General features: G+C 35.4%; 13 protein-coding genes. 5 read left to right on the forward strand and 8 right to left on the reverse strand.

Annotated elements, in window-relative coordinates; translation table 11 throughout:
- Nucleotides 1–3: 3 nt before the first annotated feature.
- The 8 genes from N4A35_06910 to N4A35_06945 are packed head-to-tail and all read right to left on the reverse strand — an operon-like array spanning nucleotide 4 to nucleotide 6,121.
- The gene (locus N4A35_06910) at nucleotides 4–1,437 is read right to left on the reverse strand and encodes a GspE/PulE family protein (protein ID MCT4581131.1); all 1,434 of its coding nucleotides are present in this window, start codon (nucleotides 1,435–1,437) and stop codon (nucleotides 4–6) included.
- Complete coding sequence (locus N4A35_06915; GenBank protein MCT4581132.1) at nucleotides 1,434–1,931, reverse strand: hypothetical protein; 498 nt, start codon at nucleotides 1,929–1,931, stop codon at nucleotides 1,434–1,436. The genes N4A35_06910 and N4A35_06915 overlap by 4 nt, the downstream gene beginning before the upstream one ends.
- A 1-nt stretch (nucleotide 1,932) precedes the next feature.
- Nucleotides 1,933–2,361 (reverse strand): type II secretion system GspH family protein, encoded by a 429-nt coding sequence (locus N4A35_06920; protein ID MCT4581133.1) that lies wholly within the window; start codon nucleotides 2,359–2,361, stop codon nucleotides 1,933–1,935.
- Between the two features lie 34 nt (nucleotides 2,362–2,395).
- Nucleotides 2,396–3,538: a type II secretion system F family protein gene (locus N4A35_06925; GenBank protein MCT4581134.1), complete on the reverse strand. Its 1,143-nt coding sequence runs from the start codon at nucleotides 3,536–3,538 to the stop codon at nucleotides 2,396–2,398.
- A gap of 2 nt (nucleotides 3,539–3,540) precedes the next feature.
- Nucleotides 3,541–4,005: a prepilin-type N-terminal cleavage/methylation domain-containing protein gene (locus tag N4A35_06930; protein ID MCT4581135.1), complete on the reverse strand. Its 465-nt coding sequence runs from the start codon at nucleotides 4,003–4,005 to the stop codon at nucleotides 3,541–3,543.
- Nucleotides 4,005–4,355, reverse strand: coding sequence for a hypothetical protein (locus N4A35_06935; protein MCT4581136.1), 351 nt, complete (start codon nucleotides 4,353–4,355; stop codon nucleotides 4,005–4,007). Before N4A35_06935 ends, N4A35_06930 begins: the two co-directional genes overlap by 1 nt.
- Nucleotides 4,356–5,603, reverse strand: coding sequence for a hypothetical protein (locus tag N4A35_06940; GenBank protein MCT4581137.1), 1,248 nt, complete (start codon nucleotides 5,601–5,603; stop codon nucleotides 4,356–4,358).
- Nucleotides 5,603–6,121, reverse strand: coding sequence for a hypothetical protein (locus tag N4A35_06945; protein MCT4581138.1), 519 nt, complete (start codon nucleotides 6,119–6,121; stop codon nucleotides 5,603–5,605). Before N4A35_06945 ends, N4A35_06940 begins: the two co-directional genes overlap by 1 nt.
- A 438-nt stretch (nucleotides 6,122–6,559) precedes the next feature.
- Between N4A35_06945 and N4A35_06950 the strand changes: the two genes are divergently transcribed.
- Genes N4A35_06950 through N4A35_06970 form a run of 5 tightly spaced genes read left to right on the forward strand, consistent with a single transcriptional unit; the run spans nucleotide 6,560 to nucleotide 15,562 of the window.
- Nucleotides 6,560–6,970: a hypothetical protein gene (locus N4A35_06950; protein MCT4581139.1), complete on the forward strand. Its 411-nt coding sequence runs from the start codon at nucleotides 6,560–6,562 to the stop codon at nucleotides 6,968–6,970.
- Nucleotides 6,971–6,998: 28 nt separating this feature from the next.
- The gene (locus tag N4A35_06955) at nucleotides 6,999–8,240 is read left to right on the forward strand and encodes a hypothetical protein (protein MCT4581140.1); all 1,242 of its coding nucleotides are present in this window, start codon (nucleotides 6,999–7,001) and stop codon (nucleotides 8,238–8,240) included.
- 5 nt (nucleotides 8,241–8,245) lie between these two features.
- Nucleotides 8,246–8,893, forward strand: coding sequence for a hypothetical protein (locus tag N4A35_06960; GenBank protein ID MCT4581141.1), 648 nt, complete (start codon nucleotides 8,246–8,248; stop codon nucleotides 8,891–8,893).
- Complete coding sequence (locus N4A35_06965; protein MCT4581142.1) at nucleotides 8,890–14,865, forward strand: hypothetical protein; 5,976 nt, start codon at nucleotides 8,890–8,892, stop codon at nucleotides 14,863–14,865. The genes N4A35_06960 and N4A35_06965 overlap by 4 nt, the downstream gene beginning before the upstream one ends.
- A 1-nt stretch (nucleotide 14,866) precedes the next feature.
- A complete protein-coding gene (locus tag N4A35_06970) occupies nucleotides 14,867–15,562 on the forward strand; it encodes a hypothetical protein (GenBank protein ID MCT4581143.1) in 696 nt (231 codons plus the stop codon).
- Nucleotides 15,563–15,744: the final 182 nt, after the last annotated feature.

Below are 15,744 nucleotides of genomic sequence, written 5' to 3' on the forward strand. Positions count from 1 at the left end.
ATCTTAAAAATTGGAGGCAATAATTGGGTAAACTTCTTCAAAAGAAGTTACGCCGGTTATAAATAATTCAAAAGCACTATTGGATAAACCTCTAATCCCTTTGTCATTCAATAGTTCTTCTGCTTCAACGGTGTTTTTTTCTTCTTTTATTAGTGCGGATAAATCCCTGTCGATAGGAATGACTTCATAAATAGCTTTTCTACCTTTATATCCGGTATGGTAGCAAGCATCACATCCAACTGGTACAAAATGCTTTTCTGGCGGTGTAGCTTTAAAATAGGAGGGAAGTTCAATCGGTTCTGATGATGCTTTCTTGCATTTTGGACAAAGTGTTCTCACTAATCGTTGAGACACAGCCATGTTTAATGTACTCGATACCAAGAAAGATGGAATTCCCATGTCTACTAAACGGGTGGTGATTTCCCATGCTGAATTGGTGTGTATCGTTGATAAAACAATATGCCCAGTTAAGGCTAGTCGTACTGCAATTTCAGCTGTTGTTTCATCTCGAATTTCCCCAAGCATAATGATGTTAGGGTCGTGTCGAAGAAAGGATCTTAGTACCTCAGAAAAAGTCAACCCAATATCTTCTTTTACTTGTACTTGATTAATTCCGTCTAAAGTATATTCAACAGGATCCTCTACTGTCATGATGTTTACATCTTCTTTGTTGAGCTCCTGTAATGTGGCATATAATGTTGTTGTTTTTCCTGACCCTGTAGGACCACTGATTAATACAATACCATTGTGTTTGTATACATTACTTCGATAGTCCTTTAATTCTTTTTCAGAGAAACCTAAATCGTCCAAAAGCAAACTCCCCTTATCATTCGATAAAATTCTCATTACGACCTTTTCTCCTCTCAGTGTAGGGATAATTGCGACACGTAAATCAAAGCTTTCTTCATCAGTTTCATGGGAATATCTACCGTCCTGAGGTTTTCTTCGTTCAGCAATGTCAAGACCAGATTTTAGTTTGATGACACTAATTAAGCCATTGTATTCGTCTTTATTGAGCTTGTGTTTTTCAACGAGTCCACCATCAATTCTTAAACGAATTCTAGCTTTTTCATCATAGATTTCAATGTGAATATCACTACTGCCCAATGCTTTTGCTTCAGCAATTAATTTTGAAACAAAAAACTCATCGTAGTCATCATCCACAGTTAAGGTTACTGCTCCCTCGCCAGCTCTTCTGTAGTATTTATTTAAAGCACGATTAAGTACTGCTTCATCTATTGCTTTTAATGCTACAGATTTGCCTAAAACCATTTCTAGCTCATTAGCTAAGTCGGTAGTGTTTAGATTTTCTAAGGTATAAAATGAATCCCTTTCTATACTTGTTTCAAAAGGCACAATTTTATAGTGCCAAGCTTGTTCAGCAGAGATCGCTTGTTGTAAATCAGTGGTCAATATAATTTTGTCTCCATTTATCATAATAGCCAATCATTTAGTGAAAGAGAGAAGAATGTATTAGATACCACTAGTACAATAAATATTAATGCAGAAATTCCTGCATGAGGAATGCTTGCTTGTTGTCCTTTTACTACCAGAAGAGCTAGCCCCACCAAAGTTGATACCAAGGTCATTGCGATAAAGACATAACTGTAAATTAATGGGTAAAACAGTGGGGTTAATGCAATAAAGAAGAGAATGTCTCCCCATCCCAAGTGCGTTATTAATGGATGCTCTACTTTTCGTACCCACTTAAAATAAATGAAAGTAATTCCAAAAATAATTCCTAGCAATAAGTTGTTTAGTGCTGTTAACTGAAGGGTTGCTATAAATCCATTGGTTTTTAGCATGCCTATAAAGTTGACCACAAAAAGTCCAATCAGTAAGTAAATACTAATGAGACGTGTACGAATATCTTGTATGGCGATAACCATTGCAATAATAATTTTTAATCCTATGATGAGTGTCGTTAACAATTTAATCTTTTACCGTGTTTACAACTTTTCCTGACTGATCAATTTCCCAAACATCCATAACGCCATTTTGATTAAAATCAACAACAGCTGTAGCTCTGGCCTTAAATCCATTAATAGAAGCGTCTACCAGTTCAATTTTATAATTGGCATCTCCTCCCTCAGTGGATAACAGGCGTTGGGCATATCCAATTTCTTCTAAATCTCCAGAATATTTCGTGAACTCCATAAAATAAGTTTGTTGAAACGTATGAATAAGCTTCAGTTGGAATTGTGCTTCTTTCTTTCTAACATTGTTTACGGTAGGGGATAAATTCCTAACGACTACCAAAGAGGTAAGTCCAATAATAATTAATACTGTAAGTACTTCTAGTAAAGACAATCCGCTAACTTTTTTACGGAAAATAGTGCTTATTTTTTTTTGAATATTCATACTATACAAATATAGGTGTTTCAAGTTATATATCTTAGAATTCCATAGATGAACTCATCTTAAATATAGGTAAAATCATAGCCATAGCAACCAGGGCAACTACTCCTCCTACGACAATAATTAAAATTGGTTCAACAATGCTTTTTAATAGTTTAGATTGGCTTTCTACAGAGTCACTATACTGAGCGGTTAGTTTAGCAAAAATTTCATCCAACTTGTTGACTTCTTCACCAACTCTAATCATAGAGACCATTCGTTTTTCAAAGACACTTTCTTCACGCATACTATCGTATAAAGTGTTTCCTTTTAAAATAGATTTTTCAATACGTTGAAGACTTTGCTCTATAGGATAAAAGTCAACCATTTGAGCAGTCATGTTTAAGGCTTCGATAAGCTGAACTTTTGATTTGGTTAGTAGACTCATGGATTGACAAAAACGGGTTAAGTAGACGCGTTGCATCATCTTTCCTACGATAGGAATTTTTAATAAAACAATACCAGAGTATTTACGATACCATTCTGTTTTACGTTGAAAATAAAAGAATGCCAAAATGATCACCAATACCCCTAGAACCGGTTTGTACCATTCCGAAAATGCAGAAGATAAATCTAAGACGAATTGCGTTACAGAAGGAAGTTCAGCATCCACTTGTTTTAGGAACCCTATAAACATGGGAACAACAAAGTTCATTAAGAAAAAGAGCACTCCAAAGGCAATAAAAATAACAATAATAGGGTAGGTAATTAGTCCAATGAACTGACTTCTTAGCGCATTTTTATTTTCAAAATATTTTTTAAGCTCTAGCATAATATTGGCTAGCTTACCAGTTTCTTCACCAATCCTAATACTTTGATATTCGTATTTTGTGAATAGTTGGGTGTTTTCTAGTGCCAAAGCTAATGGCTTCCCAACTAGAACATCTTTGTTGATTTGGGCATAAATATTATCCGCTTTATCTTGTTCTTCAGACAATAGTTGTAAAGAGGCGTTTAGGTCTAATCCAGCATTTAGAAGGGTGGATAAATCAGTGTAGAACTGTTCTTTTTTCTTGTTGTTAAAACGATGACCTCCAAAAGAAATGTCTTGGTTTAAGAAATCGATGATCCCATTAGAAGCATCCGTTTGTACTTTCTTCTTTCGATTAGTTTGTTGATATTTATTGAGTTTTATTGCCAATTTTACTGCTTATGTATTAATACCTGATCTTTTATCCCGTATGATTTTGAAGAGGAGAATACAAAATGCTGTTGATTATGATCAACCTCTAGTTCTATTTGGGTTATTTTTTCGTTGTTAAAATTTGAGCGACTACTGAATGCCGTTGGAATTAAATGAAATGTTGTTGCAATGTTTCCAGTTCTAACTATGGTAGAATCTAAAAAGTCATAAGTAATGGTTTGTTGATGATTAGCTAAAAAAAGTTGTTTTTCGGAACTCGTGATTAATAAAGCTTTGTTCCAATCTTGGTTAAATGTCTGTTTAAAATGTAAAATAGTATTGAGTCGTTCAGTTTGTTGGGCGTAAATAAAATAATATTGGTTAAAGTTATGGTATAGTGAAAAAGTAAAGACCACTAAAATGCTAGACAATAGTAGAGCTACCATTGCTTCCAATAAAGTGAAACCGTTGACTTTTTGTTGCATTACTTCTGTTTTAATTCTTTTAGCGTTCCTAATATTCTGTTGGTCTTTTGTTCTTTGATTTCCCAAGTTATTTCTACTACATCATAAGCAAGATCAGATTTTTTAATAGACTTACTAATGGTGAAAGTATCATAATGATAATGATCATTTTCTAAATCGTTACTTGTAGCAATCAGTTCCTCCAGTTGAATAAGGGCTTTAAATTTTAGATAGCTATTTTTCCCCATAAAGATGTTATTCATGGTAAATGTCGCGTAGGTGAGTACAGCACTGATGATGACGACAGCTACAAGCGGTTCTAATAAAATTCCGCCTTTAATCTTGGATGCTATTTTTGTTGTTAATTGCACTTATTCTAACCAATTAATAATTCCTTTTTTTTGTGTTTGTTGCGCTTCTAATAAGTTAGCTCCTAAATAATATTCAGACCTTTTTTTGCTCGATAACAAAATGTCTAATAAGGTGTTGTTTTGTATGCTTCCTCCTGTCTTAACATTAACTTGTTGGCAATATAGAGTGCCGTAAATTGTTGTTGCTTTTAGGTTGGCAATACCATTTATGTATATGTTTCCAGTTATTGACGATTGTACATCACTTTGAATACTGATTTTGTCTCTGTAATTGTATTGTTTCTGATAAGCTAGCAATTCTCCAAAAATAGAGGTGTTGGCCCCTATTTTAATATAACTAGAAGGTGCTTTTACTGGCTTGGTATCATATAAAACAAGGCTACTAGGGTAATTTAGCAAAACATGCTTTCCAATTACAATGCTATCTCTAGCTTGTAGTTGTAATGTCCCGGAAAAATCATCAGCAATAGTAATAAAAGGAGCCTTTAATACAAGATTTCCTAGCTTGGCAGTGTTAGAAACATGGATAGCTTCACTAGATTCTAGAATAATGTTGCCATTTATTTTTTGATGCGTTAAAACGATTGGGGAAGAAGAAATTAGATGTAATGTTTTTTGATTAAAGGATTGGGTTAAAGAGTCTATATAGTCATCCCATAGTTTAATAGAATCTAGAGCCGTTTCCTTTTCTTCGAGGTGTTGGAGTAGTACTTTGTTGAGTGGGGGAAGTACTTTTTTACTCTGAAGTTTGTTTCCATAAACTAATCGGCTTCCACTGTATGGATGGCCAGTTACATTGCCTCGTTCAATTCCTTTTTGGGGAAGATAACAAGTGCCTTCTAGTTGTGTTTTTCCTGCTACTTTTAAAGGTTGATTATTATCAGCGAGGTAGAGAGCTGTAGTATTGATGTTGGCAGAGCCAATTATTCCATATTTGGAGGAAAGGTTAGCCGTAGTAACTCCTATTATTTCGTAGAGGCCCCATAACATCCTTTTAGTAATGATTTTGTGTTGAGGTCCTTCAAATAAAGAGAGTTCTTGAGTTGAGTTTAAAGGCTGAAAGTCATCTTTTGATAAGAGTAGAGCAATGCCAGATTTAAGGTTGTTGTGGTCTTGAATTCCTTGTTGAAATCGAATGACGTTTTGACTAGAGTGTTGAGCAATCATTAATACCAATGTTACAATTGAACCAATTACTAGTACAATAAATAATGAGTATATTAAAGCATTTCCGTCAACCTTATGCATCAATTCGTCGTTTGTTTAGTAGGTGTAGCTTGTTGTTGTTCTTTCTTTTGCTCTTTTAGCTTCTTTTTTAGGGGCTTGCTGTGCTCTTTTTCCTGTTGGGGTTGAGGAGCTGGCTTTACCTTAGGTGGTTTTGGGGTTTTAGCCTTGGGTACAACGATGGTCCCTTTTTTCCAGTGCTCTTCTTTAGTTAGTTTTCCATTTTCATCCCAATAGCGCCAACGTCCTGTTTTTAAACCATATCGATATTCTCCTTTTACTTTGAGTTGTTTAGAGGAATAGTTTTCTTGGTAAATACCGTGAAGTAAATCCCCCTGATAAGCCCCTTGGGTATGGAGAATAGCTTTAGCTTTATACCAAGAGTAAGTATATTTGCTGTGTGTTTTAATTTTTTTATGACGATTGTCTACTTCTACAAGTGCTTTGGTTCCATCTTTTGTGGTAATCGGAATACGCCGGGTCTTTTCTTGTGCAAGAAAAGAAAATGAAATCATAAAACTAAAAATTAGACAATACTTCATAGTGATAGGTTTGAAAATGATTTTAAAGATAGCAAAAAACCACCTAATTATCTTTTTCGATAAAAAGTCATAAGTTATATAATTTTGTATCATAATGGGGGAGAAAGGTTGTTTTTTGATTTAATGGTAGAATATGTGGTCAAAATGTGCATTTAATGATTAAAATAGGGAAGTAGTTGAGGGGAAAAAGAATTTGAATAGCTGAAGAAAAGTTTTTGCGAATTAATACTTTTTTGTTTGACAATAAAAGAAGACATGAATTTTTTTGAATAAAAAAAATAGGACCGTGGATAAAAGAAGGTGTTTTTATGTTAAAAAATGTGTTAAAAGAGAAAAAAGTCCGTTTTACTGACAAAAATCAGTAAAATAAAGAAGTGGTGGGCGTTGGAAGTGTCATTGGAATTTATAAATTGCACCTGTCAATAAAGATAATTAGTTATGAATAAGCTAACCCTCCTAATGTTTGTCATTATTATTTCAGCGGCAAACATTTTTTCTCAAAGCACCACACAAAAAGTAGCCAGTTTAGAGAATTTAACCTCAATCATGCCAGCGGCCTTAACTCCTCAGGGAGACACTTTATATAATATAAGGTTTGCAGTCAACCTAATAGATACGGTGAATGTTAATAAGATTAATGTAAAAGTGGGAACGACCTTTAATGGGAATGATATTTACGAAGGCAATTACTACATCTATGAACCCGCTCTTTCTGATACTTCAATCACCAGAGATGGGCTTCGGTTAACAGGTGATGCAGGTGCCCATTTTCAAGGCGTTTATTTTTATAAAGTAACAGCCGAAGATTTTCAAGGTACACCCTATACACCTTATATAAAACAACAATAAGCGGCTAACTACCTTAACCCAATAAACAATGAAAAAAATAGCCTTTATAATTTTAGTGATATTAGGGGGGGTACAGGGGTATTCACAGCTCCAATATACTTATGAAGTCACCCATGTCCTCAATAATTTGGATGCCTCCATTCAGGTGTATGTAACCAACGGTTCAGGAGCAAGTCATTACCATTATACTTGGTATAACACCTCAATGTCGGTTATAGGAACCAATAGCTCATCAATCTCAGGTTTAAACCAAGGGGTGTATTATTTAAAAGTGGCAGATACTTTAGATACAGACACCACCAATTATATCTATACCTATTTTTGGGTCGGGAAGTATGGAGAAACCACCACTTTAGAAATACAACCTAATGAAATGTTTGCGCATGATGCCTCATTAAGAAGAATAGATAGATCAGGTTATACTCATGTGATCAATACTAACTATGGGAATAATGCTAATTTTATAGCACATTATGGAACTTGGAGTGGATTGCCTGATATTGGCAAAGGAATCATGAAGTTTGATTATAATGGGCTAGTTGAAGCCAGTTCAACAACTGTAAATTTAACACTTTATGGTTGGTATTATCGCTATATTGCTTCGAGTAATCCATTAGTTCATAACGAAGTATTGGTCAAAAGAATAAAAAATGGCGTATCTTGGAAAGAGCATACGGTAACCTACAGTTCTTTTTATGCAGACAATCCATCGGTAAATGTAGAAAGTACTCCCGCAGCAGTAATTTCAGCACAAGGATCCCCCAACAGCACTGTTACAGCGCAATTTATTAAAACTGTAAACATCTCGACCATAGTTGCAGATCAGATTAGTGGGGTTCATGAAAACAATGGATTGTTTTTTGAATTAAAATACAATGGGAAATACCGTTCACAGTATTTTTATGGAGCCAATCACAGTGAAGCTGTAAAAAGGCCCAAGTTGACCATTGCTTTTGCTATACCTAATTTGGTGACCACCTATACTCCAGTATCTAAAACGTATGACGGAAGTTATGTAAAAGTAATGGCAGATCGAAAATTACGCTTTTCATATACAGAAGAATATGAAGATCAAGATATTCAAATGGAATATACGATCTACGATCAAAAACACGTTCCCGTTTCTTTCTCACAGTCCCTTATATCTAGTTATGGAAGTAATAGAAGAGTCATAGACGTTAGTAGTTTAAGTAGTCAAGGAGGCGTCTATACCTTAGAAATAAAAAATGAAAAAGGAGAAAAATGGGGACTTAAATTCAAACTTCAATAGCCAAAATGAATACGACATCCCCCCATATTATTTTGATCAAACCTTTCATTAAAGTAAGTACAACCATAAGTCTTGTTGTGGCTTTTTTGGGGTTGAGTTCGTGTCAACAAGAATTATCTGGTAAAGCACTTCACGACAAGGTGACAGAACCATCCAATGGGTTGATCAAGAAAGTAGAAAACGAGCAATTCCTATGGCAAATTCAATACTTGCCTTTGGAGTATATGATAGCCAAAGAAGCCAAGGGTAAACCTTTAGAAACAGCCACTTATCTAGCCATAAAAAAGAGAAAAGAAGGATTACAGTATTATAAAATCAAACTCCAATCCAAATATTCAGGTAACATTCTTAACAATATACCCACCCAACAGCAAGAAAACGAAATAAGATTACAATATTTTTTAAATGAATTTAATCAAGACCTCCTCTTAATAGATGGGCAAGATACCTTAATGAGTAGCCTCTATCATTTTGAACGTAATTATGGAGCACTGGATCATAATAATATCTTGGTAGCGTTTCCAGCTACAGCCAATAAAAACGATAAAAAACTACTGTTTTTAGATCGAGTATTAGGATTAGGTTTACAAGAAATCACATTTAGAAAAGAAGATTTAGAAAAAATAGCACATTTAAAACTAACCACTTTATGAGATTAAGCGGACAAAAACGAAAAAGGATTGCGCTCTACTTTTTAGTAAGCTTTGTTTTTCAAATGATATACCCTTCCGTTTCATTAGCGTTAACAGGAGGACCATCCCAACCAGAAGTCAGTTCTTTTGAACCGATAGGTACCACACAGATGGTAGATTTATATACCGGAGACTTTACCTATAATATTCCGCTTATGAATGTACCTGGATCAAATGGAAGTTATCCTATTAATATTGCTTACCATGGAGGTGTAGGAATGGAAGATGAAGCTTCATGGGTAGGATTAGGATGGAATATTAATCCAGGAGCAATAGTTCGTCAAATGAGAGGATTGCCAGATGACTTTGACGGAGACCTCATAGAAAAAGAATTCTCCATCAAACCAGATTACACCATAGGAATAGACTTTAATCGTGCAAAGGAATTTGTTGGAGCAGAAGTGCCTAAAAGTTACAAAAAGAGTTACCCTGCTTCATTAGGCTTATACTATAACAGTTATAGAGGAGTAGGCTATAACCTAGGGATTAATTTTACCGATATTATGAGAAAATCCTTAGGAGGAGATAAAAGCGGAAAATCTCTGGTAGGGGGCGTAGGCGTTCGTTTTGATTCTCAGGGAGGAATGAGTGCACAGCCTAGTTTTGGACTAGAATCAGTTGGAACAAAAGCCGACCATAATATTAGTTTAGGAGCAACTTTACATTCCACTCAGGGATTTCGTGAGGTAGGCTTAAATTGGAGTAGGAAAACCGAGAAAACGTTAACCATAAAAAGAGGGAGACATAAAGGAAAAAAATCGAGGTTTAATCATCATGTAGGAGCAGGCGCTACTTTTTCTCATACAGGTTATGTCCCTCGAGTTCAATTTCCCATGCAATCCCATAGCTATGCTCTAGGAATTAATGCAGGAAAAACAGCAGCAATGACCCTACTAAAAAGAGGATTGACAATTTCTTATACAACAACCCATGTAAAAGAAAAAAGCCAAACAGCAAGAGCCTATGGATTTTTACATCAAGAAAATGCAGAAGGAATAGAAGGTGCAGTCATGGACTTTAATCGAGAAAAAGATGGCGCTATAACCAAAGAATCACCCTATACACCATTACCTGTACAAAACCACGATATTTATGCCATACAAGGACAAGGAACAGGAGGAGCATTTAGAGCCTTTCGTTCAGATATAGGACATTTAAAGGATGTTGTAGCCAAAAGCACAGGAGTAACCGTTTCGGGTAAAGCAGAATGGGGCATGGGAGATGGTATTGCTTTAGGAGCAGACATTTCGGGAGGATATTCAGTAGCATACTCAGGGCCATGGAAGAACAAAAATGATGCGATTTCAAGTATTCAAAAGTATAAGGCAACCGATAATAATACCGATCAGCCTAAATATGAAAAATTCTACTTTAAGCCCAATGGGGAGTTAACAGCAACCCAACTCAACGAAATGGATCGCGTCCAAAATGAAGCAGCTGTAGCCTTTGATTTAGGGTTACATTGGGAGGGTGTAGGGATGAAACCTAAAGTGAAAAATGCTCAAGACGGCAATGCGTTGGCTTTATCCAACAGAAAAGAACGTTCCAAAAGAAATCAACACATAGAATATTTTACCAAAGCAGAACTAAATAGAGGCGCAAATTATCCAGGACGGAACCATCATATCCATAAAATGGTGGTTAGAAACCCTGACGGTAATAGGTATGAGTATGGTGAACCAGCCTATAATAAAAAACAGAAAGATGTGTCTTTTTCAGTTCTAAAGCCAATTGGAAGTGATACCTCTGATATCAAGTTGGCTGCCTATGTCCCTAATGAGGATAATTCTGTAGAGAATAAACGCGGAAGAGATCACTTTTTTTCTTCAACTACCTTGCCTGAATATGCACATGCTTATATGCTTACCGCTATAAAATCAAATGATTATGTAGACATAACAGGAGATGGAGTTACAGCAGATGACTTTGGTTTTTGGACAAAGTTTGAATATGAAACTGTAGCGAACTATAAATGGCGCTTTCCTTATGAAGAAAATAAAGCCAACTATGTTAGAGGAAATTATTCAGATGCTAAAGACGATAAAGGGGCTTACATCTATGGAGAAAAAGATTTAAAATATTTAACCAAAGTTGAGACCAATACACATGTCGCAGAATTTCATTTAAGCAATAGAAATGATGGAGTAGCTGTAAAAGGAGAAAATGGAGGAAGAGGAACAATCAAACAAAAAAAGCTAGACAGTATCACCCTATACAGTAAAGCTGATTTAACTCAAGCCATCCAACAAGTTCATTTTGAATATGACTATTCTTTATGTGAGGGAATTCCTTCGAGTACTAATGAAGAGGGGAAATTAACCCTAAAAAAAATATATTATAGTCACCTAGATAATACTAAAGGCGAATTAACACCTTATGAATTTCGCTATGGGTCAGCTAATGCCGATAATCCTGACTATTCAGTTTATGCAGTCGATAGATGGGGAAATTACCAACCAGAAACCGTTTCAGAAAATCCTTATACGCGACAAGACAATGCTTCCAATACCAATGCAGGCGCTTGGGCGTTAAAAGAAATTGATTTGCCCTCAGGAAGTACCATAAAAGTAAGCTATGAGAATGACGATTATCAATACGTTCAGAACAAACGCGCCATGCAAATGTGTGAGGTGATAGGAACCAGTAAAACAAACGTAGCCGAAAAAAATAGCCAAAAATTAACCAAAGAATTCCGGAGACTCTATTTTAAAACACCACATCCTTTACAATCAGATGCTGAAGTTTATGATTATATTAAAGGAATAGAAAGTCTCTATTTTAAAGTGTTTGTAGAAATAAAAAATGGAGCGTCAGATTATATAACCGGATATGCTCCTGTTTCCAAGTCAGTAGGATCTTATGGAAAGGCCGATACCAATGTTGGATATCTGACCTTAGAAACAATCAATTACAAAGGAAAAAAGGGGAATGGGTTTAAAGCCAATCCGATACAATTTGCAGGGTGGCAATATTTACGTTACGAGCGACCTGATCTTAATATGTATGTACCAGGAGGAGTGACTAATATTATTGGAGGAGCCTTAAAAATCATTGAAGAATCCCTAACCATATTCACTGGGTATTACAATAAATGTAAAGTAAAGGGCTATGCCAACACCATCAGTGAATATGGAGATTGTAAATCCTACTTACGTTTAAACACTGTTAAAAATAAACTAGGCGGAGGTTACCGTGTTAAAAAAGTAGAAATCCATTCCCTATGGGAGGGAGAAACAGCTATTTACGGACAAGAATATCAATATCAATTAAAAGATGGAACATCGTCCGGAGTGGCAGAATATGAACCGTTAACAGGTGGAGATGAAATTAGCCTACGTGTACCTCAGTATTACGCTAAAAAGCAAAACATCCTGATCAAAAACCAAGACTTTAAAGAAGAGCCTTATGGAGAAAGTTATTTCCCAGGAGCAAAAGTTGGGTATAGTAGAGTAGTGGTTAAAAACTTGACGAATACAAGTGTAACCAAAGCACAAACAGGAATTGCAGTAAGCGAATTCTATACCGCTAAAGATTTTCCAGTTGTGGTTAAAAAAGCACACGAAACCGTTAAACATAAAGGATTTAACTTGCCTGTAACTATTCCTTTTGTAGGTTCACACGCTTTTCAAAACAATGGTTATTCTAATGGGTACAGTATTTTGGTGAATGATATGCCTGGAAAACCCAAAGCAAATGCAACCTATTCCTACAGTCAAAACCCTGATTATGGAGGAGTTCCTGTAAGTAGTACAGAATATACTTATCAAACGAAAACCGCAACAGACAAAGAGGGGAATCTAGTTAATGTATTGGATAATAAAGTACAAGTGCTAGATGCACATGGCGTTAAGCGTTGGGCTAAAATAGGAGAAACCTATGATTTTTATATTGACCAAAGTCAGCATAGCTCTTATTCTATGATAGGAGGAATCAAACTAAACTTAAACGTAACCGTACCAATTCCTATTCCGATTCCAATCCTTACGGCATTCCCTGATTTTAACTCTAGTCAATCGATGTATAGGCATGTCATCACTAATAAGGTTATTTATAGAAATGCAGTACTTAAAAGTGTAAAAAATAATACCGATGGTGCTGTTGTTACTGCAACAAATGAACTCTATGATGCTGAGTCGGGACAAGTTTTGTTAACGACTTCAAATAATGAACATGAAGCACCCGTATATAACTATACTTACCCAGCGCATTGGGCTTACCCAACAATGGGAGGAGCTTATAAAAACTATAGGATGACTTTTGAGTTAGCTGTTGATGCTACCACAGGGGACTATCAATTTGCTAATAATTTAGCTGTGGTCAATCATCTTAATTTAGGAGATCAATTGATGAACACCGCCAACACCAATCAAGTGGCTTGGGTTACTGAAATTAATACCTTGAATAACACCTTTAAGGCAGAACAAAAAAATGGAACAGCTGCTAGCTTTTCAGCTAATGATATTTTAACAGTTATTGAATCTGGAAATAAAAATATGCAATCCATCGCTAATGGAAATATTGTGAGTCTGAATGAGGATTTTAACAATGTAGGAGGAGCAATTACAGCTATGGTAGAATTTATCAATGAAGCGGGAGATCAAGCCTATAATACCGCTTGGAATTATGAAGATTCTTGTAATCAATTTAGCTGGTTTAAAGATGGTTATGGTACCAATCCCAATCAAATCGGCTATAGTTTAGATGATTCTACGGTTGTTTTTGAGTTTGTTACGCCAATTAATCCCAATACACAAACCTCATTAACAGCCTATGATTTTGACGTTTCTTCGATGTATTATCATCAGGGACATTATTATATTATGGTTCGAAATAACAATTCAAGTCATACTGATTATGGAAATACCTACCTATTAAAACTTATAACACATCCCTTTGTTAAATGCCCGATAAAAGTATTGCAAGCTTCAGCAACTGAATTTTGTGATACCTGTTGGACGTATGATTATAGTGATGTGGGAGCAACTGATTTGTCGAGTAATGCTTATAATTCCTATGCCTATGGTAAAAAAGGAATTTGGAGAGCATTAAGGTCTTGGGTGCACCAAGCAGGAAGAGCTCAAAGTGGAAGCTTAGGAAACAATACCCGAATAGATGTCGATGGGCAATTCGATTTCTTCCCATTTGATTGGTACGAAGGGTTGAATAATCAAAACCATAATTGGGTTTGGTCTTCTGAAATGACAAAGTATAGCCCTTATGGTTATCAGTTGGAAAGCAAAAACCCACTTGGAATATACTCCTCAGAATTATATGGCTACAACAATACCGTAGTTACAGCAGTAGGCGCAAATGCTAAATACGAAGAAATAGCTTTTGATGGATTTGAGTATGGAAATGTACTGACGAATGCGACAAATAATATTTATACACACAGTAAACAAGGACATTTGTTTGATTGTGAAGTGAGTAGTTATGATGCCCATACAGGAGATTTTGGATTGTTGGTTCAAGGTGCTGTGACATATATACCTGATGTAAACCTTAAAGTAGGGAAAAAATACCTTGTTTCTGCTTGGGCTCAAACAGATGTCAATAATGGGCCTTTACCAATAGAAGTGATGGATGCCAATAATAATACCTTAGCCACAGGACAAGTAAATGGAGATTTTAAACAAGTCGATAATTGGACTAAAATAGAAGTGGTCTTTACGGCTACCACCAATACCATCAAGTTAAAAATGGGGAGTGGTTTTGTTTCTTTATACGATGATTTACGAATTAGCCCTTATGAAGGAGGAATGCAAACCTATGTTTATCATCCAACAACATTGTGGTTAGCAGCAGAGTTAGATCAACTCAATTATGCTACATTCTACAATTATGATGAAGAAGGGCAGTTGGTACAGGTAAAAAAAGAAACAGACCAAGGAATTGTAACCGTACAACAAACAAGAAGTAATACGAAAAGGTAAGATGAAAAATTGGATTCCATACAGTATGCTCATACTCATGAGCTTTATCATAGGTGGTAAGTTAAGCGCTCAAACAGCTTCAACTGTTTTAAAAAAAGTCAACCAAACCTATGACCAAAAAGCGTATAAAATGGGGTATGAGGTTACAGGGTATTATATAGATAAACCAGTCTATCATTATAAAGGAGAAGTTGTTAAAAGTGGAACACAACAACTCAATAAAAGTGATTATGAATTGACGTTAATCAACAAAAAATATTTTTTACACCTTAATCATGAACAAAAAATAGTCGTGTTCAATACGTTGGATAAAAAGAAGTCTCAACAAAAAGTAATGTCCAATGTTATGGAGTCTTTAGATTCGATCATCGAAGCATCAAAGCCTCAAATGACCAAAACTTCTTATGGTTATCAGATTGCGCTAAAACAAACAGACGATCCTTATTATGAAAATATTATTTTAAAAATCAATCCAGAGTATCAATTAATAGGCGTGAATTACTATACCCGAACAACGGATAGTGGATTAACACAAATAGAAATTGTTTATCGTGACATTACCATTTCAGATCAATTGTCTGACCAATATTTTAATGTAGAAGAATATGTCACTATAACTAAAAACCAACTTTTAGCCAAAGAAAAATATAGCACTTATGAAATAATCGATCAGCGATTAGTTCAAAAAATGAATTAAAGCATTACGTATAAGCCCAATACTGAATATTATGAAAAAACTACTTTTCACGCTACTATCCTTTTTCTATGTCATCACAACGACGGCAGGGATTTATCCTCAGCATAGCCGTGTAACAGGAAATCAAATCAGTGTCAATAGTACAATAGAAGTAGAAGATGCCGATTATAGCTGCCTTACAA

The sequence above is a fragment of the Flavobacteriales bacterium genome (assembly GCA_025210295.1).
GTDB lineage: Bacteria > Bacteroidota > Bacteroidia > Flavobacteriales_D > Parvicellaceae > S010-51.

Coding starts and splice junctions, on each gene's coding strand:
- N4A35_06970 (MCT4581143.1), top strand. CDS start 14,867: ATGAAAAATTGGATTCCATACAGTATGCTCATACTCATGAGCTTTATC.
- N4A35_06945 (MCT4581138.1), bottom strand. CDS start 6,121: ATGAAGTATTGTCTAATTTTTAGTTTTATGATTTCATTTTCTTTTCTT.
- N4A35_06940 (MCT4581137.1), bottom strand. CDS start 5,603: ATGCATAAGGTTGACGGAAATGCTTTAATATACTCATTATTTATTGTA.
- N4A35_06960 (MCT4581141.1), top strand. CDS start 8,246: ATGAATACGACATCCCCCCATATTATTTTGATCAAACCTTTCATTAAA.
- N4A35_06910 (MCT4581131.1), bottom strand. CDS start 1,437: ATGATAAATGGAGACAAAATTATATTGACCACTGATTTACAACAAGCG.
- N4A35_06965 (MCT4581142.1), top strand. CDS start 8,890: ATGAGATTAAGCGGACAAAAACGAAAAAGGATTGCGCTCTACTTTTTA.
- N4A35_06950 (MCT4581139.1), top strand. CDS start 6,560: ATGAATAAGCTAACCCTCCTAATGTTTGTCATTATTATTTCAGCGGCA.
- N4A35_06920 (MCT4581133.1), bottom strand. CDS start 2,361: ATGAATATTCAAAAAAAAATAAGCACTATTTTCCGTAAAAAAGTTAGC.
- N4A35_06955 (MCT4581140.1), top strand. CDS start 6,999: ATGAAAAAAATAGCCTTTATAATTTTAGTGATATTAGGGGGGGTACAG.
- N4A35_06930 (MCT4581135.1), bottom strand. CDS start 4,005: ATGCAACAAAAAGTCAACGGTTTCACTTTATTGGAAGCAATGGTAGCT.